The 22178-nt window shown below is 72.3% G+C and carries 16 protein-coding genes and 2 pseudogenes; 7 read left to right on the plus strand and 11 right to left on the minus strand.

Annotation, left to right across the window (positions count from 1 at the left end; all coding sequences use genetic code 11):
* The 3 genes and pseudogenes from AC2CHE_RS21635 to AC2CHE_RS21645 form a co-directional block, all read left to right on the plus strand.
* Positions 1-1491 (plus strand): PspC domain-containing protein (locus AC2CHE_RS21635; protein WP_484506695.1); only part of this gene is annotated, 1491 nt, incomplete at its 5' end.
* Positions 1488-1695: pseudogene (locus AC2CHE_RS21640) on the plus strand (hypothetical protein); the annotation flags it as partial. The gene AC2CHE_RS21635 and the pseudogene AC2CHE_RS21640, both read left to right, overlap by 4 nt.
* A gap of 406 nt (positions 1696-2101) precedes the next feature.
* Entirely contained in the window at positions 2102-3349 is a 1248-nt protein-coding gene (locus AC2CHE_RS21645; protein WP_484506696.1) for a phosphatidylserine decarboxylase, read from the plus strand.
* 186 nt (positions 3350-3535) lie between these two features.
* Here AC2CHE_RS21645 and AC2CHE_RS21650 read toward each other — a convergent pair whose 3' ends face one another.
* The 3 genes from AC2CHE_RS21650 to AC2CHE_RS21660 form a co-directional block, all read right to left on the minus strand.
* Positions 3536-4483 (minus strand): CDP-alcohol phosphatidyltransferase family protein, encoded by a 948-nt coding sequence (locus AC2CHE_RS21650; protein ID WP_484506714.1) that lies wholly within the window; start codon positions 4481-4483, stop codon positions 3536-3538.
* Positions 4484-4845: 362 nt separating this feature from the next.
* A complete protein-coding gene (locus AC2CHE_RS21655) occupies positions 4846-5751 on the minus strand; it encodes an NUDIX hydrolase (protein ID WP_484506697.1) in 906 nt (301 codons plus the stop codon).
* A 156-nt stretch (positions 5752-5907) separates the two neighbouring features.
* Positions 5908-6855, minus strand: coding sequence for an NUDIX domain-containing protein (locus AC2CHE_RS21660; protein ID WP_484506698.1), 948 nt, complete (start codon positions 6853-6855; stop codon positions 5908-5910).
* A gap of 144 nt (positions 6856-6999) precedes the next feature.
* Here AC2CHE_RS21660 and AC2CHE_RS21665 point away from each other — a divergent pair, with 144 nt between their 5' ends.
* Positions 7000-7347: a PspC domain-containing protein gene (locus AC2CHE_RS21665; protein WP_484506699.1), complete on the plus strand. Its 348-nt coding sequence runs from the start codon at positions 7000-7002 to the stop codon at positions 7345-7347.
* 33 nt (positions 7348-7380) lie between these two features.
* Here AC2CHE_RS21665 and guaA read toward each other — a convergent pair whose 3' ends face one another.
* Positions 7381-8937, minus strand: a complete 1557-nt coding sequence (gene guaA / locus AC2CHE_RS21670) for a glutamine-hydrolyzing GMP synthase (protein WP_484506700.1) — start codon at positions 8935-8937, stop codon at positions 7381-7383.
* A gap of 186 nt (positions 8938-9123) precedes the next feature.
* Positions 9124-10808, minus strand: a pseudogene (locus tag AC2CHE_RS21675) (FAD-dependent oxidoreductase).
* 267 nt (positions 10809-11075) lie between these two features.
* Here AC2CHE_RS21675 and AC2CHE_RS21680 point away from each other — a divergent pair.
* Positions 11076-12182, plus strand: a complete 1107-nt coding sequence (locus AC2CHE_RS21680) for an LCP family protein (protein WP_484506701.1) — start codon at positions 11076-11078, stop codon at positions 12180-12182.
* A gap of 52 nt (positions 12183-12234) precedes the next feature.
* Here the strand turns inward: AC2CHE_RS21680 and AC2CHE_RS21685 are convergent, their stop codons facing one another.
* From AC2CHE_RS21685 to guaB, 4 genes are all read right to left on the minus strand, one after another.
* A complete protein-coding gene (locus AC2CHE_RS21685; protein WP_484506702.1) occupies positions 12235-13704 on the minus strand; it encodes a M1 family metallopeptidase in 1470 nt (489 codons plus the stop codon).
* Between the two features lie 278 nt (positions 13705-13982).
* A complete protein-coding gene (locus AC2CHE_RS21690) occupies positions 13983-15413 on the minus strand; it encodes a M1 family metallopeptidase (RefSeq protein WP_484506703.1) in 1431 nt (476 codons plus the stop codon).
* Positions 15414-15445: 32 nt separating this feature from the next.
* Complete coding sequence (locus AC2CHE_RS21695) at positions 15446-16564, minus strand: GuaB3 family IMP dehydrogenase-related protein (RefSeq protein WP_093404935.1); 1119 nt, start codon at positions 16562-16564, stop codon at positions 15446-15448.
* Positions 16565-16601: 37 nt separating this feature from the next.
* Positions 16602-18164, minus strand: a complete 1563-nt coding sequence (gene guaB, locus AC2CHE_RS21700) for an IMP dehydrogenase (protein WP_484506704.1) — start codon at positions 18162-18164, stop codon at positions 16602-16604.
* A 194-nt stretch (positions 18165-18358) separates the two neighbouring features.
* On the opposite strand from guaB, the gene AC2CHE_RS21705 reads away from it, so the two are divergent.
* Entirely contained in the window at positions 18359-18769 is a 411-nt protein-coding gene (locus AC2CHE_RS21705; protein WP_484506705.1) for a DUF5319 family protein, read from the plus strand.
* Positions 18770-18843: 74 nt separating this feature from the next.
* Here the strand turns inward: AC2CHE_RS21705 and AC2CHE_RS21710 are convergent, their stop codons facing one another.
* A complete protein-coding gene (locus tag AC2CHE_RS21710) occupies positions 18844-19644 on the minus strand; it encodes a helix-turn-helix transcriptional regulator (RefSeq protein ID WP_484506706.1) in 801 nt (266 codons plus the stop codon).
* A gap of 252 nt (positions 19645-19896) precedes the next feature.
* Between AC2CHE_RS21710 and AC2CHE_RS21715 the strand changes: the two genes are divergently transcribed.
* On the plus strand, positions 19897-20280 hold the full coding sequence (locus tag AC2CHE_RS21715) for a WhiB family transcriptional regulator (protein ID WP_484506707.1): 384 nt from the start codon (positions 19897-19899) through the stop codon (positions 20278-20280).
* A gap of 74 nt (positions 20281-20354) precedes the next feature.
* Here the strand turns inward: AC2CHE_RS21715 and AC2CHE_RS21720 are convergent, their stop codons facing one another.
* A complete protein-coding gene (locus tag AC2CHE_RS21720; protein ID WP_484506708.1) occupies positions 20355-22067 on the minus strand; it encodes a molybdopterin-dependent oxidoreductase in 1713 nt (570 codons plus the stop codon).
* Between the last annotated feature and the right edge of the window lie 111 nt (positions 22068-22178).

A 22178-nucleotide genomic window follows, 5' to 3' on the forward strand; every position in this document is an offset into this window, starting at 1 on the left:
GGCGGGCCGGGCCGACCCGGTGGACCGGGGTGGTGGGGCGGGCCGGGCCGACCCGGTGGACCGGGGTGGTGGGGCGGGCCGCCGCCGGGAGGTGGCCCGGGCGCACCCTTCGGCGGCGCCGGCTTCACCTCCCGGTACGGGCTGGTCCGACCGCGCGAGGGTCGCTACCTTGCCGGCGTCTGTGCTGCCGTCGGCCGAGCCACCAACACCGACCCCGTGCTCTGGCGGGTGCTGTTGGCGGTCCTGGGCTTCTTCGGCGGCGTCGGCATCCTGGTCTACGTCGCCGCCTGGTTGATCATTCCGGGCGAGGGCGACACCGCCTCGCCCATCGAATCCATGCTGGGCCGTGGGCGGTCCAGCATGTCCCCGGTCACCGTGATCGTCCTCGGCGTGGTGGTGGCGGTGGGCTTCGGCTTCGTCGTCACCGACGCCTTCCGCGCGGTACTGCTCGGCGCGGCCATCCTGGTCGGCGGTGCGCTGCTGCTGAACCGTCAGCAGCGCGAAGCCCGACCCGAGTCGGCCGGACCGCCGGACGCCGGTGTCGGCGCGAGTCCACCTCCGCCACCCGGTCCGGTACCCCCGGTCAGCTATCCCGGGCCGGGCGCCTATCCGGCCGGGTACCCGGAATTCGGCCGGACCACGACCGTCACGCCGCCCGCCTTCCACCCGCCCGGCCCGACGTCGGGCGTTCCCTCGGCCCCGTCGGGGCCGGGCGGGCCTGAGGAGCCAACCATGCGGTGGCCGACGAGCGCTGCCGCGTCGGGTCCACCGGTCACCCCGCCGACCTACCGTCCCCCGTTCGCCCCGCACGGCCCTTACGCCGGGCCACCGAAGGCGGCTCCGCCGCCACCGCCCAAGTCGAAGCCGCCCCGCAAGCCCCGGGAACGGTCGGCCCTGGGCGCGGTGACCTTCTCGTTGATCTTTCTCGCGTTGGGGCTGGTCGGCGTGCTCGACCTGCTGGACGTCTTCAGGATCGGCGCGTCGGCCTACTTCGCCGCGGCACTCGCGGTGATCGGCCTCGGCCTGCTCGTGGGGACCTGGTTCGGGCGGGCCCGCTGGCTGATCGCGCTCGGGCTGGTGACCGCCGCCGCCCTGGCCGTGGTCACTGTCGTCGAGTCCTACGACCGGGTCCGCGGGGTGGACGGCGCGGTCACCTGGGCGCCGACGAATCATCGCGACCTCGCCGTCCGGTACGAACAGAGTTTCGGCGACGCGGTGCTCGACCTGCGGGCGATCGACTTCGACCAGCAGGAGACGGAGATAACCGTCGCCATCAACTTCGGCGAGGCCACCGTGGTGCTGCCGCCGGACGTGGACGTCACGGCGGTGACTGAGGTGACCGCCGGTGAGGCCAACGTCCTCGGCCAGCGAACGCAGGGCATGGACAACCGGTCCGCCGACATCGTCGATCTGGGCCCGGACGGGGCCGGCGGCGGCACGCTGCGCCTCAACCTGCACGTCAACGCCGGACACATGGAGGTGACCCGGTGAGGAGCCACCGCACCGACCTGGTGTCGTTCGCCTTCGGGCTGCTCTTTCTCGCCCTCGCCGCCTGGTGGCTGCTCGCCCAGGTGCTCGGTCTGGTACTGCCACCGGCTGGCTGGTTCCTGGCCGGCGGACTGATCCTGGTCGGCGGGCTCGGCCTGGTCGGCGCCCTGCGCTCCAGCCGATACAGCGCTCGGCCCGCACCGGCCGACACCCCTGACCACACCGGCCGGGACGACTCTGCACCGGACGCTGGGGAGAGCGCCGCTGATCCGCTTCCGAGTCCGGCGGGTCCGGACACCCCGACGGGCGAGCCGGCCCAGGTCAGCTCGGCACGGGCAGCCGATCCGGATCCGCAGGTGGACCGCACGCTGGATCTGTTCGGCGGGGCGGACGAGACGCCACCGCCGGGACGGCAGGGACGCGACGCCTGACTGTGCGGGCACGGTCGCTCGCCGCCTATGCTGGCCGGTGTGCTCCCGCCAGCGCTGGCCGGCCCGCGCCGCAGGGCAACCCCACGGGTCGTCGGCGCGCGGGCCGGCCGTGGCCGGGCCGACCTCGCCGCCGGCGGTGGCCATCGCGTCAGTCGCCCCTACCCGTCAGGAGCCCGTTCGACATGACCCAGTCCCCCGCCGTGCGTACGCCCGGCCGATCCGGTCCGGTCCGCCTCGGCGAGCGCGCCGCCCGTACCCTCGTCTCCGAGCTTGCCCGGATCAACGAACCGAAGGCCGCCCTGCTGGTCGGCGCGGCTCTGGAGTCCGCGGTGCTGACCGCGGCGATCGAAGCGCTGCTGCCCGGCGACACCCTCACCCTGGTACCCGCCGAAGGGGTCAGCGCCACGGCGCTGCGGGAGCACGTCACCGCTCAGGGCCGCTGGGTCGCCGAGCGGGTCCGGGTCGTGGACAGCCTCGCCGAGGCGGAGGCCGCTGCGGTGGTCATCGCCGCCGAGGCGTTCACCGGCACCGCTGACGAGGCCCGCGCCACCATCGGGACGCTCACCAAGTACCTGGCCGACGGCGCGGTGCTCAGCGTCGCCACCGCCGTCGCCCGGACCGCCGGCGCCGCCGCCGAGTTGGACCGGCAGGGCGCGCTGTACGGCGTCGGCAACGACCTGGTGCTGCTCAACAACCCGCCGGTACGCGTGTACCGGCTCCGCTTCACCCCGGCCGAGGTCGCTGCGGCGGAGCAGCTCGCGCCCGCGTACCGGCCGTCGAGCGTGCCGCTCAGCCGAGACATGCACATCGACTCCAACGGGGTCGCCGCCGCCGGCATCGCCCTCGGGCTGGCCGCGCTGGCCCGCCTGGCCCGACCGAAGTCGAAACTCTGGCTGCTGCCCGCACTGGCCGCCGCGCCGGTGGCGGCCTTCTTCCGGGATCCCCAGCGGGACGTGCCTGAGGACCCGTCGGCCGTGGTGGCCGCCGCCGACGGGCAGGTGTTGTCGGTGCAGCGCCTGACCGACGAGCGCTTCGGCGACGGCGAGTTCCTCCGGATCGCCGTCTTCCTGTCGGTGCTGGACGTGCACGTCAACCGCTCCCCGGTGGCCGGCAAGGTGGTCGACTACTTCGTCGCCGACGGCGGGTTCGTCAACGCGATGAAGCCGGACGCGGAGCACAACGTGGCCGCCTACACGGTGCTGGACACCACCCACGGCACCGTGGTGGTGGCCCAGCGGACCGGCCTGATCGCCCGCCGGATCGTGCAGCGCGCTCCGATCGGCGCGTTGCTGGCCCGGGGCGAGCGGTTCGGGCTGATCCGCTTCGGCTCGCGTACCGACGTCTACCTGCCGGCAGCGGCCGCGGAACCGTTGGTCGGCCCGGGCGACAAGGTGATCGGTGGATCGACGGTGATCGCCCGCTGGCGCTGACCCCGGACGCACCGGCGGACGCACCCGCACCCGCCCCGGACGCGTACGTATCGCACGGGGTGCACCGGCACCCGGGTTGCGGCAACCCGGGGTCCTCCGCCGGTCCGGAGGCCGCGAGTCGGGCATCACCTGGCGATGAAATGGGCGTCGCGGCCAAGGCCGCGACGCCCATTTTCCGGTAGTGGGTCAGACGATGGTGCGACGCTGGCGCAGCCAGAGCACCGGACCGCTGACCAGATATCCGACCACGATCAGCCCGAAGGTGAGCCGGACGTCGATCAGCGCCCCGACCACCGGCGCGAGCCAGACCCACGGCGGCAGCTTGACCAGGCGGGCGAGCTTGGCGTAGGGGAAGCTGCTGACCATGGTGAAGGCGAGCAGGGCCACCCCGGCGATCTGCACCGCCCCCGGCATCGGCATACCGATCACCACCATCAGGGCGAGCACAGCGGCGGCCATCGTGGTGGGTACGCCGGAGAAGAACCGTCCGTCGCTCGGCGAGACGTTGAACCTCGCCAACCGGATGGCGGCGCAGGCGGCGACGAGCGCGGCGGCCACCGCGGCGGCGGCGGTCGGCGCGGAACCGGCCAGCGACGCGTAGACCACCACGGGTGCGGCGAGTCCGAAGGAGCACATGTCGGCCAGCGAGTCCATCTGGGCGCCGAACGGGCTGGACACCCCGAGCTTGCGGGCCAGCGCGCCGTCCAGGCCGTCGAACGCGACGCAGGCGATCAGGAGGAACGCGGCCAGCCGCACCTCGCCCTGCATGGCGACGAAGATCGCGTTGATGCCGAGCAGCAGGCTGGCCAGCGTGCAGGCGTTGACCAGGGCGAACTTCATCCGTCGCGCCGGGGTCCGCTCACCCGGCAGCAGTGACGCCGGTGTCGCTGTCAACTCGCCAAGCGCCGGAGCCAGCGCGGCGGGTGGGTTGACCGTGACCGGGCCGACCAGCGAGCCGACCGGGGCGAAGGTCTCCATCCCGGAGTGGCGGGACCGCCTGAGGCCGTATCGGCGACGTGGGCGGTCCTGGTACCGGGGCTCGGGCAACACGTCGGTCGCGCCGTGCATCTCCGCACCTCGGCGGCCGACACGGACCAGCAGGACCTGGCGGGCGAGGCTGCCACTGCGGCGCAGCGGGCCCGTCCAGCTTCGCCCTGCGGGACGCGGGCTGTCAGTCGTACGACGCCGGCGCCATGGGGCTCTCGGCACGTTTCCTCCATCACCGGATCGGCTTACCGCCAAGTGGCGGTCGTCCGGCTGTCTCGTGCCGGACCTTTCTGGCCCGGCAGCCGTTTGCGGAGTACACCATCGCACAGGGGGGTGAGATTGGCGATAGCTGCCGGCGGTACTCATATCTCCCTCAACCGCGCGAACCGCCGTCTTATTCCCATCCGGGACACCATCACCCGTTTTTCTACGCCTGCCCTGCCTCGACTGTACCGGAGGTTGTCCGCGACGGCTCGGTGGCGAGATGAGCCCGGCACCGCCACCGTGGGTCACCTCGGCACCTCCAGAGCCATCGCGACGATCTCAGTCAGCGGGAGATTCCGCAGCTCAGATGTGGTGAACCAGGAGGCATGAGCGGTGGAGCCACCGGCCAGTTCGGTCACCGCCGGTTCGGTCGGCAGGTCAACCTCCACCCGGTAGACGACCCGGATGCCGTGCCAGTCGATGGGGTACCCCTCCGGACCGAGGGCCGCCGGGTTGTGCAGGTTGTCCACCCCGATCAGCCCGGTCACCCGGCCCAGTTGGCCGGACTCCTCGACCAGCTCCCGTAGCAACGCGGTGACGGGTTGTTCACCGTGATCGGTGCCCCCGCCGGGCAGGTGCCATCGGCCCGCACCGGGATAACCCTCGGCGATCCTCGTCAGCAACACCCGTCCGTCCGGATCGGTGACCACCCCGTACGCCCCGAAGCGCTGCCGGCGGTTGGCCCCGGGGCCGGGGAACGGCTCTCGACGACGCAGGGCACCGGGCGGCAGCGGAACGACCGACAGACCGACCGCTTCGGCGGTGAACGGCAGCAGCGGCAGTTCGGCCGCCTCCTCCAGGGTCAGCCAACGGGCCAGGTCGGTGGTGCCGTCGCGCTCGGCAAGCAGCCGGCCGCCGACCGTCGTCACGTCGAACAACATCCGATCGGTGTGCAGGGCCACCCCGAGATCCGGGTACGGCACCACGTCCGCGACGACCGCGCGCAGCCCGCTCACCTCGCCGGTCAGCCCGGTCTCCTCGGTGACCTCGCGGATTACCGCGTGCGCGGGATGTTCGGCGTGCTCCAGCCCACCACCGGGCAGTGACCAGACCCCGGGAAAGTCCGCCGACGCGCTTCCCCGCACCAGCAGCACCCGCCGCCCGACGTCCCGCACCACCCCGTACGCCCCCACCCGCCGCACCCGCTCCACGACCCCAAGCCCCCGCCCCACCGCAACCGCCGAACCCCGCCCACAGAACCGTGCCGATCATGAAGTTATCGCCCTCGCCAGCCCGGCGTGTTGGAAGAACAACTTCATGATCGGCACGTGCCGGCAGGCACGCATGCACGGGTTGGGTGGGGTGGGTCAGGTCAGGCGGGCGGCTTGGACGGCCTCGGCGGTCACCTCGGTGAGGCGGTCGGTGGGCAGGGCGCCGAGTTCCTCCCGGGCGAACCAGCGGGCCTCGCAGGTGGAGCCCCCGACGTCACCGACGGTGGGCGGGGCTGGCTGGTCCACCACCACTCGGTAGAAGGCACGCACCCCGTGCCAGTCGATCGGGTAGCCCTCGGGGCCGAGCGAGGCAGCGTCCCGGTGACTGGCCACCCCGAGCAACTCGACGAGCCGCCCGGTCTGCCCGGTCTCCTCGACCAGCTCCCGGATCAGCGCCGCGCCCGGCTGCTCGCCGTAGTCGGTGCCGCCACCGGGCAGGTGCCAGCAGCCGGCGCCCGGGTAGCCGTCGGAGACCCGGGTCAGCAGCACCCGCCCCTCCGGGTCGGTCACCACGGCGTACGCGGCGAAGCGCTGCGCCCGGTGCAGCCCGTCCGGGCCGGGCACCGCGTAGAACGAGGGGAACTCCGGCGGCTCGTCCGGCACGATGTCCGCCGACGAGGCGGGCAGCCCGAGCGCGCGGGCGGTGAACGAGCGAAGCGGCAACCGCGCCGCCTCCTCCCGGGTGACCCAGCGGGCCAGGTCGGTGGGCCGGTCGACCCGGTCGGTGAGCGAGCCGCCCCGGACCGACACCTGGTAGACCAACCGGTCGGTGTGGATGGTGATGCCCCGCTCGGGCAGTGCCCGCATGTCGGCCAGCACGTCGTGCAGGCTGGCGACGGCCACCGACAGGCCGGTCTCGGCGGCGGTCTCACGGACAACGGTGTGGTGCGGGTCCTCGCCGTGGTCGACCGCCCCGCCGGGCAGGGACCACGTGCCGGGGGTGCCGGAGCGCTCCGATGCGCGGACCAGCAGCACTCGGTCTACGGGATCAGTACAGACTGCGTATGCCGCGATCCTGCGCAGCGGCTCCAGCATGGTGGTCACGGAGCCAAATTCTCCCTGCCACCCGTTACCGATGCGGAAAAGAGTCGGATTCCTGACTGATGCCTCGCCCCTGAGACGGGCTTCAGGGTAAGGATCCGGGCGGTCACCGAGGTCGATACGCTGCGTGACGAGGACCGTGGAGACATGACTTCCACACCTCACGCTCCGTACCGACAGCTGCGCCGCCCCACCACCGACCGGATGATCGCCGGTGTGGCCAGCGGTCTCGGCCGCTACTTCGGCGTCGACCCCACCCTGGTCCGGGTGGCATTCGCCGTCGTCACCCTGGTGACCGGCGGGATCGCCGCCCTCGCGTACCCGATCATGTGGTTCCTGATGCCCGAGGAGCCGGCCAGCGCGCCCGCCTGGCCGCACCCGACGGCCGGTGCGCCGCACGGACCCGCCGGCACACCGCCCCAGCCGGCCGCCACACCGGAGACCGGGGCGACGCCGGAGCCGGCGCCCCGACCGGCACCTCGGCCACCGGCGTGAGGTGCCGTCATCGCACCCCGACGGGGTACGGCGTCACTCCCACTCGATGGTGCCGGGGGGTTTGCTGGTGACGTCCAGCACCACCCGGTTCACCTCGGCCACCTCATTGGTGATCCGGGTGGAGATCCGGGCGATCACGTCGTAGGGCAGCCGGGACCAGTCGGCGGTCATCGCGTCCTCGCTGGACACCGGGCGCAGCACCACGGGATGCCCGTAGCTGCGCCCGTCACCCTGCACCCCGACGCTGCGTACGTCGGCCAACAGCACCACCGGGAACTGCCAGACGTCCCGGTCGAGACCGGCGGCGCTGAGTTCCTGGCGGGCGATGAAGTCGGCCCGGCGGAGCACGTCGAGCCGCTCCCGGTCGACCGCCCCGATGATCCGGATGGCCAGGCCGGGGCCCGGGAACGGGTGCCGCCAGACCATCGCCTCGGGCAGCCCGAGCTGCAGGCCGAGCGTACGGACCTCGTCCTTGAACAGCGTGCGCAGCGGCTCGACCAGAGCGAACTTCAGATCCTCGGGCAGCCCGCCGACGTTGTGGTGGCTCTTGATGTTGGCGGTACCGGTGCCGCCCCCGGACTCGACCACGTCCGGGTAGAGGGTGCCCTGCACCAGAAACTCGACGTCACCGTGCGAGGCGATCTCCCGGGCGGCGGCCTCGAAGACCCGGATGAACTCCCGCCCAATGATCTTGCGCTTCTGTTCCGGGTCGGTCACCCCGGCCAGCGCGCCGAGGAACCGGTCGGCCGCGTCGACCACCTTCAGCTTGATGCCGGTGGCCGCGACGTAGTCCTTCTCCACCTGCTCGGCCTCACCCGCCCGCAGCAGGCCGTGGTCGACGAAGACGCAGGTCAACTGGTCACCGACGGCCTTGTGTACCAGCGCGGCGGCGACCGCCGAGTCCACTCCGCCGCTCAGACCGCAGATGACCTCCTTGTCGCCGACCTGCTCGCGGATCCGGGCCACCTGCTCGTCGATGATGTTCTCGGCCGTCCAGGTCGGCTCGATCCCGGCGATCTCGTAGAGGAATCGGGTCAGCATCTCCTGCCCGTACGCGGTGTGCCCCACCTCCGGGTGGAACTGCACACCGGCCCGTCGACCGGTCATGTCCTCGAAGGCGGCGACCGGCGCACCGGCCGACTCCGCGGTCACCGTGAAGCCCTCCGGCGCCTCGGTCACGCAGTCGCCGTGGCTCATCCACACCGGCAGGTCGGCCGGCAGGTCGCGGAGCAGCACACCGGGGTCGAGCAGGCGGGGGCGCAGCGGGGTGCCGCCGTACTCGCGGCCGCCGGTGCGCGCCACGGTGCCGCCGAGAGAGCGGGCCATCGCCTGGAACCCGTAGCAGATGCCGAAGACCGGCACGCCCGCGGTGAACAGCCCGTCGTCGACCTGCGGGGCACCCGGCTCGTAAACGCTCGCCGGACCGCCGGAGAGGATGATCGCGGCGGGCTCGCGGGCCAGCATCTCGGCCACGGGCATGGTGTGCGGAACGATCTCGGAGTAGACCTTCGCCTCGCGTACCCGGCGCGCGATCAGCTGGGCGTACTGGGCTCCGAAGTCGACCACGAGGACAGGACGCGGCAGGCTCATAGCCGGCAATCCTACCGAGCGTGACGCCCCCTCCCCCCGCACCCACCCCACCCACCCCACCCCCACCCCCGCCCCACCGCAGCACGCGCCGATCATGCAGTTGTGGCAGTTGGTTCGCCACGTTTCACGCCCTTTGCGGGGTGCCACAACTGCATGATCGCGGGGCGTCGGGGGCGACGTGGGCAGTCAGGGGTGGCGGAGGGCGGCGGGGGCGTTGGGGGGGACGGCGGGGTGGTGTGGGGGGATGGGGGCGAGGCGGCGGTAGGGGGCCTCGGGGGCGGGGCGAGGGTCGGGGTCGCCCTTGTTGGGCCAGAGGGACAGGGCGCGCTCGGCCTGGGCGGTGATGGTGAGCGACGGGTTGACACCCAGGTTGGCCGAGACGGCGGCACCGTCGACGACGTGCAGGCCGGGGTGGCCGTGGACGCGGTGGTAGGGGTCGATCACGCCATCGGCGGCGGTGGCGCCGATCACCGCGCCGCCCAGGATGTGCGCGGTCACCGGGATGTCGAACGGCTCGGTCAGCGCGCCGCCCGGCGTACCGTCGATCTCCTCGGCGAGCAGCCGGGCCGCCGCGTTGCCGGCCGGGATCCAGGTCGGGTTGGCGCGGCCGTGGCCCGGGCCGGAGACGAGCCGGCGACCCCGCAGCCGAAGGGTCAGCGAGTTGTCGGTCGACTGCATCACCAGGGCGATCACCGTACGTTCCGACCAGCGTCGGACGGAGAGCATCCGGGCGGCCACCCGGGGCTGCCGGAGCAGCTGCCCGAGCCACCGGCGCAGCCGGTCCGGCCCGCCGTCGACCAGCAGCGACTGGAGCAGGCCCATCGCGTTCGAGCCCCGGCCGTAGCGGACCGGCTCGACGTGGGTCTGCGGATCCGGGTGGAACGAGCTGGTGATGGCGACCCCTTCGGTGAAGTCCACGCCCCGCTCCCGGGCCCGCCGTCGCGGCACCGAGGCACCGAGGATCGCCTCCGAGTTGGTCCGGGTCAGCTCGCCGAGCCGGGACGAGAGGCCGGGCAGGTGGCCCCCTTCCCGTCCTGCGTGCAGCAGCCGTTGGGTGCCCAGCGCGCCGGCGGCGAAGACCACCTGGTCGGCATGGATCACCTGCGACCTGCGGCGCAGCCAGGCGCCGGTGTGCTCGGTGTGCACCTCGTACCCGCCGCCGGCCGGCCGGACCGAGGTCACCGTGGTCAGCGGATGCACCCGGACGCCGAGCCGTTCGGCCAACCAGAGATAGTTCTTGACCAGCGTGTTCTTCGCGCCGACGCGGCAGCCGGTCATGCAGGCGCCGCAGTGGGTGCAGCCGGTACGCTCCGGGCCTGCCCCGCCGAAGTACGGGTCGGCGATCCGCTCGCCCGGCCGGCCGAGGTGCACGCCGACCGGGGTGGCACGGAAGGTGTGCCCCACTCCCATCCGCTCGGCGACCCGCCGCATCGCCCGGTCCGCCGCGGTGGCGGTCGGGTACGTGGTCACCCCCAGCATCCGCTTGGCCTGGTCGTAGTGGGGAGCCAGTTCGGCCCGCCAGTCGGTGAGGTGCCGCCACTGCGGGTCGTCGTAGCAGGCGTCCAGGGTTCGTAGAGGGTGTTCCCGTACACCAGTGAGCCCCCACCGACGCCGGCTCCGGAGAGCACCAGCACGCCGCCGCCGGCTCGTCGGTGGGCCGCCCGGAGCAGGGTGATGCGCTGGATGCCGAAACAACCCAGCCGCGGCGCCCAGAGGAAGCGGCGCAGCCGCCACGAGGTCTGCGGGAACTCGTCGTCGGCGAACCGCCGGCCCGCCTCCAGTACGCCGACCGAGTAGCCCTTCTCGGCCAGCCGCAGTGCGGCGACGCTGCCGCCGAAGCCCGACCCGATGACCACCACGTCGTACCGCATGGACGCATCATTACTTGCGAGTAGCTCTCGCGCCAGGACCTGTTTCCGCGCGATCATGCTCCGCACCGCGTCGGTCTCGCCCGATCGGGGCGCAACCATGAGCCCGGTTCGGCGCGTTGGACCGATATCGACCCAGGGCGGATGTCGAAGTCCTCCGTCGAGCCGAGCGGCGGCGCAGGCGAGGCGGCGCAGGCGAGGCGGCGCAGGCGAGGCGGCGCAGGCGAGGCGGCGGCGAGGGATTCGACAGACGCCCTAAGGAGGCGGGGGATGATGCTCGGGGGAGACCGGAGACGGTTGACATTTGTGCTGGCCGGTCTGGTCACACTGGTGGTGGTCGCGGTGATCGGCGTGGTGGTGGCGCGTACCGTCAGCGACGACCGCCGGACAGCGACCGCCGCCACCGGCGGCCCGAGCGGGTCGCCCAGTCCGAGCCCCAGCCCGAGCCCGCCACCGGGTGCCGACATCACCGGCCCGCTCAACCTGCTGCTGGTCGGGGTGGACACCCGGGTGAGTGTGCCCGACTGGGAGCCGCACGCCGACGCCGTACTCGTGCTGCACGTGCCGGCGGGACTGTCCAAGGCGTACCTCTTCTCTCTCCCCCGCGACCTGGTGGTGGACATCCCGGCCTACAAACCCGCCGGCTACCCGGGCGGTCGGACCAAGCTCACCCACGCGATGAGCTACGGCAGCCGGGCACCGGACCGCCCCAAGCGACCCGACCCCGCCCAGGGGTACGAGTTGCTGCGCCGTACGGTCAGCGACTACACCGGCCTGCGCATCGACGCGGGCGCGGTGCTCACCTTCGGCGGCTTCGACGAGTTGGTCGACAGCCTGGGTGGCGTGGACATCCGCGTCGACCAGCGGGTCGTGTCGCGGCACCGGCAACCCGACGGCAAGCACCGAAAGCCGGGTCCGGGGGTGGGCGGCTACGTCGGGCCACAGATGGTCTACGAACCCGGCCAGCGTCACCTCAACGGCTGGCAGGCCCTCGACTACGCCCGCCAGCGTTACCTGCCCGGTGGTGACTACGCCCGGCAGCGTCACCACCAGCAGCTGATCCGGGCGCTGATCGGGAAGATCCTCGATGCGAACCTGGCCCGGCAGCCCGAGCGGGTCGAACAGGTGGTCGCGGCGCTCGGCGACGCGCTGCTCTACGTCGGCGGCCCGCGGATCGTGGACTTCGCGTACGCCCTGGGCTCGTTGTCGCCGCAGGCGGTCACGCTGGTCGGACTGCCCGGGGCGTCGGTGGGTCGGGGCAACGCCTACCGCGGCGAGGAACTGACCTCCGTCGGCCGCCGTTTCCTCACCGAACTGCGCGCCGGCAGAGTCGACGCGTTCCTGGCCGACAATCCGAAACTCAAGGTGAAGAGCTGACCGGAACCCGCCACCGGGCGACGGAAACGCCTCGCCCGGTGGCGGAAGGTCCCTAGAGACGCTTCGGCGCGGCAGGCTTCTTCTTGCCGTAGAGCCAGGCGTCGAAGAGCTTCTTCAGCTTCTCACCGGAGATCCGCTCCGCCAGCGCCACGAACTCCTCCGTGGTGCCGTTGGCGTCACGCTTCTCCCGCGCCCAGGTCTTGAGAATCTCGAAGAACGCCTTGTCACCCACGGACACCCGCAGGGCATGCACCGTCATCGCGCCGCGCTCGTAGACCGACTCGCTGAACATGTTCTTCACCCCCGGCTTGCCCGGCGGCGTACGCCAGACCTCCGCCGGCACCCGCGCCATCCGGATCTCGAACGCCTCCTTCGCGGTGGACTCGTCGGTGTGCTCGGCCCACAACCATTCGGCGTACGACGAGAGGCCCTCGTTGAGCCAGATGTCCTGCCACCGGCTCAACGCCACGCTGTTGCCGAACCACTGGTGGGCGACCTCGTGCGCGACGACTCCGGTGTTCTCGCCCCGGCGGAAGAAGCCCGCCGAGTAGACCGACCTGCTCTGCGTCTCCAACGCGTACCGGATCCGCTCGTCCGACACGACCACACCGCCGTACGCCTCGACCGGGTACGGGCCGAAGACGGTCTCCAGGTAGTCGGCCACCTTGAGGGTCCTGGCCATCGAGGCGTCCGCCGCGCCCTTGGATACCTTCGTGGTCACCGCATTGAACACCGGCCGTCCCTTGTGGCTGCCCTCGGTGATCCGGAACTTCCCGATCGTCACCATGCTCAGGTAGCTGGCCATCGGCGTGTTCTCGGCCCAGCGCCAGGTGGTCCAGCCGGCGCTGCTGGTCTCACCGTCCGGAACGCCGTTGCTGATCGCGGTCAGCCCCTTCGGGACGGTGATCTCGAACCGGTAGGTGGCCTTGTCCGACGGGTGGTCGTTCACCGGGAACCAGGTGCTGGCCGACTCGGGCTGGCCGAGCGCGATCGCGCCGTCGCTGGTGTGCAGCCAGCCACCCTCACCGACCGCCTCGTTCTTCAGCGACTTCGGCTTGCCCGCGTAGGTGATCTCGGCGGTGAAGTCCCGGCCGGACACCAGCCCGTCGGCCGGAGCGACGACCAGTTCGTTCTTTTCCTGCCGGTGTTGCGCCGGCGCACCGTCCACCGTGACCGCGCTGACCTTCAGGTGCGCCAGGTCGAGGTTGAACGACGACAGGTCGGCCGTTGCCTTGGCCTGGACCGTGGTGACGCCGCTCAACTGGTCCTTCGCCGGGTCGTAGCGAACCTTCACCGTGTAACCGGCGACGTCGTAGCCGCCGTTGCCGTAGCTGGGGAAGTACGGATCGCCGGCCCCCGCGGCACCGGGTTGGAAGTCCGGTGCCGGTGTCGCCGACTCGCTCGGCGTCGCCGCGACCGGCTCTGTCTCCTCCGGGGCGGCCGAATCACAGCCGGTCAGCCCCAACGTCCCCACCAGCAGCAGAGCCACGCTCCGCCGAAGGTGCGTCCGCACACCTGTCATCGCACGTCCTCCCGTGACACGTGACCGACCGACGGCCGGCCCGCGCGACCGACCGTCCGATCGCAGGCCGCAGCCTACCGATCAACTGATCATTGGAAGAACATCGATCCGGCAGTGACCGCGAGCCGTTCTCCGGCCGACGCTGGCCGGGCGGACGAGGCACCGGTCAGGGCAGGGTTGGGGGCGGCTGTACCCGGCAGGGCGGGCGCGGCGGTGCCGGTCAGGGCAGGGGGGGCGCGGCGGTGCCGGTCAGGGCAGGGCGGGCGCGGCGGTGCCGGTCAGGGCAGGGCGGGCGCGGCGGTGCCGGTCAGCCAGGCGTCGAAGAACGGGCCCAGCTCACGCCCGGAGACCCGCTCGGCCAGGGCGACGAAGTCGTCGGTGGTGGCCGTGCCGTCCCGACGCTCGCTGGTCCACGTGCGCAGCATCTCGAAGAAGGCGTCGTCGCCGACGGTACGCCGCAGCGCGTGCACGGTAAGCGCCCCGCGTTTGTAGACGGCGGTGCTGAACATCTGCCCCGGGCCGGGATCGAGGGTGCGCCGCGACCAGTCGGTGGCCGCGTACCGGATCTCGAAGTTGCGTTGGGCGCTGCGCCCGCCGTCGTGTTCCTCCCACAGCCACTCGGCGTAGCTGGCGAAGCCCTCGTTGAGCCAGATGTCACCCCAGCGGGCCAGCGCCACACTGTTGCCGAACCACTGGTGGGCCAACTCGTGGGCGACCACGCTGTAGTTCGGCTCGCCGCCACGGAAGAACCCCGGCCCGTAGACCGGCCGGGACTGGGTCTCCAGCGCGTACCCGATCCGGCCGTCGGAGACCACCACGCCGCCGTACGACTCGAAGGGGTACGGCCCGAAGCGGGTGGTCAGGAAGTCGGCGATCTCGCCGGTGCGGGCCAGGGAGGTGGCCGCCGGACCGGTCACCGGGAGCCCGTCCGGCACGGCGGTGACCATGGGTTTGCCGGCGTGTTCCTCGGTCCGCACCCGGTAGTCGCCGATGACGAGCGTGGTCAGGTAGCTCGCCATCGGTGAGCGCTCGGCCCAGCGCCAGGTGGTCCAACCGTCGGCGCTGGTCCGCTCCCCCGGCACCCCGTTGCTGAGCGCGGCGAGCCCGTCCGGGACGGTCACCGCGAGGTCGTAGGTGGCCTTGTCCGACGGGTGGTCGTTGACCGGGAACCAGGTGGCCGCCGAGTGCGGTTGGCCGAGGGCGATCGCGCCGTCGTCGGTGTGCTGGAAGCCGCCACTGCCCAGCACGCCGTCGGCGTCCGCCTCGGGCACGCCGCCGTAGGCGACCTCCACCGTGAACCGGCTGCCCGAGTCGAGCCCTCGGGCCGGGGTGACCACCAGTTCACCGTCGTCCCGCCGGTGCTCGGCCGAGGCGCCGTCCACGGTCACCGAATCGATCTCCAACCCGGACAGGTCCAGGTTGAAGCGGGACAGTCTGTGGGTCGCGGTCGCGGTGATCTCGGCGCTGCCGGTGAGCCGGTCGTCCGCCGGGTCGTAGCGCACCCCGAGCCGGTAGTGGGCGACGTCGTACCCGCCGTTGCCGCTGCCCGGCGCGTACGGGTCGCCGAGGTCGGCGCTGCCCGCCCGGAACTCACCCGGCGCCGCCGCGTCCCGGTCGCCGATGCCGCTGACCAGCACCACCGCCGCCACCACGGCGACTACCACCGCCGCCGCACCGACCCCCCACCACCTGCCAACCCTGCTGCTCACCAGCCCGAGCCTACTGCCGCCCGGGCCGGGGCTCAGCGGTCCAGGACGAGGCCGACCTTCTGGAACTCCTTGAGGTCGCGGTAGCCGCACTTGGCCATGGCCCGGCGCAGGCCACCGAAGAGGTTGAGCTGGCCGTCCGGCTCGTCGGCAGGGCCGAAGAGGAGACGTTCCATCGAGCCGAGGGGCTCACCGGCGGTCTCGAAGGCGCCGCGAGGCAGCGACGGGTGGCTGGCCGCCGAGTGCCACCAGGAACCGCCGGCCGGCGCCTCCTCGCACAGCGACAACGGCTCGCCCAGCATCACCGCGTCCGCGCCGCAGCCGAGGGCCTTGGCGATGTCGCCGGAGGTTCGGATGTCGCCGTCGGCGATGAGGTGCACGTACCGGCCGCCGGTCTCGTCGAGGTAGTCGCGCCGCGCTGCGGCGGCGTCGGCGATCGCGGTGGCCATCGGTACCCGGATGCCGAGCACCGACTCGGTGGTGGACCACTCGTCCCCGCCGATGCCGATGATCACGCCGGCCGCGCCGGTGCGCATCAGGTGCAGCGCCGTCTTGTAGTCGGTGCAACCGCCGACGATGACCGGGAGGTCGAGGTCGGCGATGAACTCCTTGAGGTTGAGCGGCTCGTCGGTGGTCGAGACGTGCTCGGCCGAGACGATGGTGCCCTGGATGACCAGGATGTCGACGCCCGCGTCGAGGATGACCGGCGCCAGCGCCAGGGTGTGCTGCGGTGACACGCGCACCGCCACGGTGCCGCCACCGTCGCGCAGCTCACGGACCCGCTCGGTGATCAGATCCGGGCGGATCGGCTCGGCGTACACCTCCTGGAGCCGTTTCGTGGCGCGGGCGTCCTCGTCGAGGCCGCCGAGCTCCTCCAGCACCTTGCTCGGGTTCTCGTAACGGGTCCACAGCCCTTCGACGTTGAGCACGCCGAGCCCGCCGAGCTGGCCGAGCCGGACCGCCGAGGCCGGGCTCATCGTCGCGTCGGAGGGGTGCCCGACGCACGGGATGCCGAACTGGTACGCGTCCAGCTGCCACCCGGTGGAGACGTCGTCCACGTCGCGCGTCCGGCGGGACGGCACGATGGCGATGTCGTCCAGGTGGTAGCCGCGCTGCGCGGTCTTGCCCAGCCCGATCTCGACCACGTCACGCATGGGGCACTCCAGATGTCTTCAGGGGTGGGGGGTGGGGTCAGCGGGTGTGGTAGTTGGGGGCTTCGACGGTCATCTGGATGTCGTGCGGGTGGCTCTCCTTGAGCCCGGCCGCGGTGATCCGGATGAGCTGGCCCCGCTGGTGCAGCTCGGGGATGTTCTCCGCGCCTGCGTACCCCATCGCCAGCCGCAGGCCACCGACCAGCTGATGGGCGACCCGGGCCAACGGCCCACGGTACGGCACCTGACCCTCGACGCCCTCCGGGACCAGCTTCTCGTCGCTGGTCACGTCCTGCTGGAAGTAGCGGTCCTTGGAGTACGACTTGGCCTGCCCACGGGACTGCATGGCACCGAGCGAACCCATGCCCCGGTACGTCTTGAACTGCTTGCCGTTGACGAAGATCAGCTCACCGGGGCTCTCCTCGCAACCGGCCAGCAGGCTGCCGAGCATCACCGTGTCCGCGCCGGCGACAAGTGCCTTGGCGATGTCGCCGGAGTACTGGATGCCGCCGTCACCGATGACCGGCACGCCGGCCGGGCGGGCCGCCCGGGTAGCCTCCATGATCGCCGTGATCTGCGGAACGCCGACGCCCGCCACGATCCGGGTGGTGCAGATGGCGCCCGGGCCGACACCGACCTTCACGCCGTCGGCACCGGCGTCGACAAGGGCCTTCGCCCCGGCGTACGTCGCCACGTTGCCGCCGACGATGTCGATGGGCACGTCCTCCTTGAGCCGGCTGACCATCTCCAGCACCGCGCGCTGGTGACCGTGGGCGGTGTCCACGATGATGACGTCGACACCGGCGTCGACCAGCGCCCGGGCACGCTTGTACGCGTCCTCGCCGACACCGATGGCCGCCGCCACCCGCAACCGCCCCGCCTCGTCCTTGGTGGCGCTCGGGTACTGCTCGCTCTTGGTGAAGTCCTTCACGGTGATCAGCCCGCGCAGCTTGCCCGAGCCGTCGACGATCGGCAGCTTCTCGACCTTGTGCTGGCGCAGCAGGCTGAGCGCCTCGTCCTTGCTCACCCCGACCGGGGCGGTGACCAGCGGCGCCTTGGTCATGATCTCGCGGACCGGCAGGGCCGGGTCGGAGACGAAGCGCATGTCCCGGTTGGTGACGATGCCCACCAGCTGCCCCTGGGCGTCCACCACCGGCACGCCCGAGATGCGGTAGCGCCCGCAGAGCTGGTCGACCTCGCGCAGGGTGTCGTCCGGGCTCGCGGTCACCGGGTTGGTGATCATGCCCGACTCGGAGCGCTTGACCAGATCGACCTGGAGCGCCTGGTCCTCCACCGAGAGGTTGCGGTGCAGCACGCCGATGCCACCCTGGCGGGCCATCGCGATCGCCATTCTGGCCTCGGTGACCGTGTCCATCGCGCTGGACAGCAGCGGAATGGAGAGCGAGACGTTACGGGTAAACCGGGTGATCGTGTTCACCCGGCTCGGTACCACGTCGGACTCGCCCGGCTGGAGCAGCACGTCGTCGAAGGTCAGCCCCAGCGGCACCACCCTGGCCGAGCCGGCTGGCAGCTCGGGCAGATGACCGCCCGGCTCGCCGCCCTCGACGCCGGCGGAAAGGTCGGTACGGGGCGAATTCTCCACGATTGCTCTCCTGAGCTGCTCGAACCGGGCTTCAGCGAGGTGGCAGGGGCACCGGCGAAATGCCGGGCGAGGGTGTCAGCCTCATCGTACCCACTGAAGCTTTCTCCCCTGAACCGCGCGGTACCGGCCCCGGTAACGGCTCGCGCGACCCGGGGGACACCGCGTCGGCGGTGGCAGGGGACTACGGTGAGGGGGTGCACGACGATCCCATCGACCCGTTCACCGGCGACCCGACCGATCCGGCGGCCGACCGGGACGCCCCCGACGACGACGCGCCGCTGGACCCACTGACCGACGTCGAGCGCCAGGACGTGCTGGAGGATCTCGCCGACCTGGAGATCTACCAGGCACTGCTCGCGCCGATCGGCGTGCGCGGGCTGGTCATCGAGTGTGAGGACTGCCGGGAACCGCACTACTTCGACTGGGACCTGCTCCGGGGAAACCTTCGGCACCTGCTTACCTCCGGGCGCCCACGGGTGCACGAGCCGGCCTACGATCCCGACCCCGACCACTACGTCACCTGGGACTACGCGCGGGGTTACGCCGACGGTGTGCACGACACCCTCAGCGAAGGCACCGAGGACGAGCCCGGCTCGGGCCGCTGAGTCCACGTTCTTCCAGACCGGCCGCTCGACCGGCCCGGGCCGGCGAACTCGACCGGCCCGGGCCGGCCGGGTTGCTACGCGACCAGACCGGCCCGGAAGCCGGCGGCCACGGCGTGCGCCCGGTCGCGGGCACCGAGCTTGCGGAACAGCCGCCGGGCGTGGGTCTTCACGGTGTCCTCGGAGACGAACAGTTCCCGGCCGATCTCGGCGTTGCTCTTGCCCTCGGCCATGCCGAGCAGCACCTGTAGCTCCCGCTCGGTGAGGCCGATAGCGGACCGGTCGGTTCGGGCTGTCGACGTGGGCTTGCCCGGCTCGGACTCGGCACCGGGCTCGGCGGGATCGTCGCCCCGCTGCACCGGCACGACCGCCGGGCCGCCCGCCGCGTCCGTACCCGGCCAGGCGGTGGGCGCATCGCCGCCGGTGCGACCACCGGGCGCCGGGCGGGCCGGGCTGCCGACCGCTGCCGCGTCCCGGGCGGGATCAGCGATCCGGTGCCGGTTGGCCCGTCCGGGCGCGGCGAGCAGCAGCAGCGCTTTGGCGACGGCGCTGGTCAGATCCTGGTCGACCCCCTGGATCAACCCTCGCGCCCCGGCGCCGATGGTCGCCGCCGCCGCCTCGGACTCCTCGGCGCCGAGCAGCAGGACGGCGGCCTGCGGAGCGCGGGCCAGCACCCGGCGGACGAAGCCGACGCTGTCGGGGCGGGTGAGCGCGGTGTCGGCGAGCACCACATCGGCCGGACGTTCGGCCAGCCGCAACATCACCTCGGGGTCGGAGACCGCCGTCCGGACGGCACCCGACAATCCCAACCGCGCTGCCGCGGAGGTCAGGTGCTGCGCCGCGAGCGGCGTTCGAACGCACACGAGAACGGTACGCACAGGCATCTCCTCTCCGGTGACGAGCAGACCATGTGCGGCCCCGGCCGGGAGGAGGTTCCGGGCAATCCTCCGAACTTTTCCGACAGATAGGGCATATGCCGCAATATGCCGGGGGTTTTGGATCAAAGAAGTGTGAGGCGTGGGGCACCAGGGTAGGGAGTGGCCAGGCCGGGAACGGTGCGCCTGCGCGGCCCGCCGCCCGGAAAACCGGCCACAAGCGTCTCGCGGTGCCGCGCGAGAGGAGGGGTGCTGATGTCGAACGTACGTAGACTGCCCGGACCCATCATCGACCTCTGGGACTGGCAGCGGCTCGGTGCCTGTCGAGGCCGCGATAGCGCTCAGTTCTTCCACCCTGACGGTGAGCGGGGCTCGTCCCGGCTCCGCCGGGAGTCCTCCGCCAAGGCCGTCTGCCGCGCCTGCCCGGTCCGCGCCGAGTGCGCCGCACACGCCTTGGCGGTACGCGAGCCGTACGGCGTCTGGGGTGGCTTCAGCGAGTCCGAGCGGCTGCGACTGCTCGCGGTCGGCTGGGAGGACCTCGCCGACCGTCACCAGACCCGCGTCGACACAAACCGGCTGGAGGCCCGGCTGGGCAGCTCGCACCGTTCGACGGTGCCCATCCAGCGCAACGTCGCCTGACCACTCGCACCACCGACGCCGCGTCCGCCCCGGACGCGGCGTCGGCCTGTCCGACCACTGCCCCGGTCGGGGGGTCAGGGCACGGTGAGGGTGACGGAGTGCCAGCCGGTCGCGCCGTCGGGCGCGACTCCGCGCGGCTCGCCGGTCTGCGTCTCGCCGGTGCTGTCCGTCGCCCGGACCTGGAGGGTGTGCTCCCCCGGGGTGGCCTGCCACTGCCATGACCACTGCACCCAGGTGTCCACCGAGGTGGTCGGCGCCAGTTGGGCCTCCTGCCAGGGCCCTTCGTCGACGCGTACCTCGACGCGATCGATGCCCCGGTGCTGCGCCCAGGCGACGCCCGCGACCATGACCGGGCCGGCGGCCGGTCGGTTACGCGGGCGGGGCGTGTCGATCCGCGACTGCGTCTTCACCGGCCCCTGCGCCGACCACCCCCGGGGCACCCAGTACGCGTCGAAATCGGCGAAACTGGTCAACTCGATCTCAGTGATCCACTTGCAGGCCGACACGTAGCCGTACAGGCCCGGCACCACCATCCGGACCGGGAAGCCGTGCTGCACCGGCAGCGGCTCGCCGTTCATGCCGACGGCGAGCAGCGCGTCCCGCCCGTCGCGCAGCGCGGCGGTCGGGGTGCCACAGGTCCAACCGTCCACCGAACGCCCGACCACCTGGTCGGCGCCGTCCAGCGGCACCACCTCGTCGAGCAGTTCCCGGATCGGTACGCCGAGCCACCGCGCGTTGCCGATCAGGTCACCGCCGACCTCGTTGGAGACACAGGCCAGCGTCACGTACCGCTCCACCATCGGCCGGGCGATCAGATCGGCGTAGCTCAGCGTGATCGGGTTGCGGACCCGGCCGTGGATGCGCAGCCGCCACGTCTCCGGATCGATCTGCGGCACCACCAGCGCGGTGTCGATCCGGTAGAAGCTCCGATTCGACGTGACGTAGCTCGCCAGCCCGGGCAGGGTCAGATCGGCGCCGGCCGGCACCGGCGGCGCGGCGGAGACCGGGACCGGCAGCGTGATCGCCTCGCGGGCCACCGACACCCCCTGACGGCCGGCCAGCCACCGGCCGGCGACTCCCGCGACGGCGGCCACCCCGAGCACGGTGCCGACACCGCCGAGGAACCGCCGCCGTGAGTCCGGGTCGACCCGCCGCCCCCGACCTGCGGAGCCCAATGGGCCGTCGGCGGCCGGCGGGCCTCCCGGGGCCGACGGACTGCCGGCCGACGCGGTCGGGTCGGTCGCCGTCCCGTCGGGGACCCCGGCGGTTCCGCCCGCATTCGGTTCCGGCACGGCGGGACCGGCCACGGAGGGCGGACCGGCCGGCATCGGCGGAGACCAGGGCCACGGTTCCAGTTCCAGCGGGCCGGCGACGAAGGCCCACAGCGCCACCCCGCCGACCGCCGCACCGATCAGCGACGGCAGCACGTCGGCGGCGTCCGCGCCGGCCCGGGTCAGGGCCGCCGCCGCGCCGATCCCACCGAAGACGACGATGCCGGCCAGGCCGACCGTCAGCCGGCGGACGGCCACCATGCCGAGCAGGGCGGCGAAGCCGCCGAGCAGCAGTGCCGTACCGACCAGCAGGGCGATCTTGTCGTACCTGCCGAAGACCTCGATGCCGAACCGCTTGACCGGCTCCGGGGCGGTGTCCACGACGAGACCGCCGACCGCGACGAGCGGGGACGACCGGGGGCCGGTCAGGGCGGCAACCACTTCGGCGGTGCCGATGGCCGCCGCAGCGGCGGCGATACCGGCCAGGGCGGCGAACCGGGGTGTCGTGCTACTCACCCGCCCAGTGTTTCCCACCGATCATCGGTCCGGTAGCCGGCGTCGACGTTCGTAACCTCTCGTCACCGGTACGCGACCCGGCGCGGCGTCCGACGTCACCCCCCGAGACCG

Source organism: Micromonospora sp. ATLC16 (genome assembly GCF_057196645.1).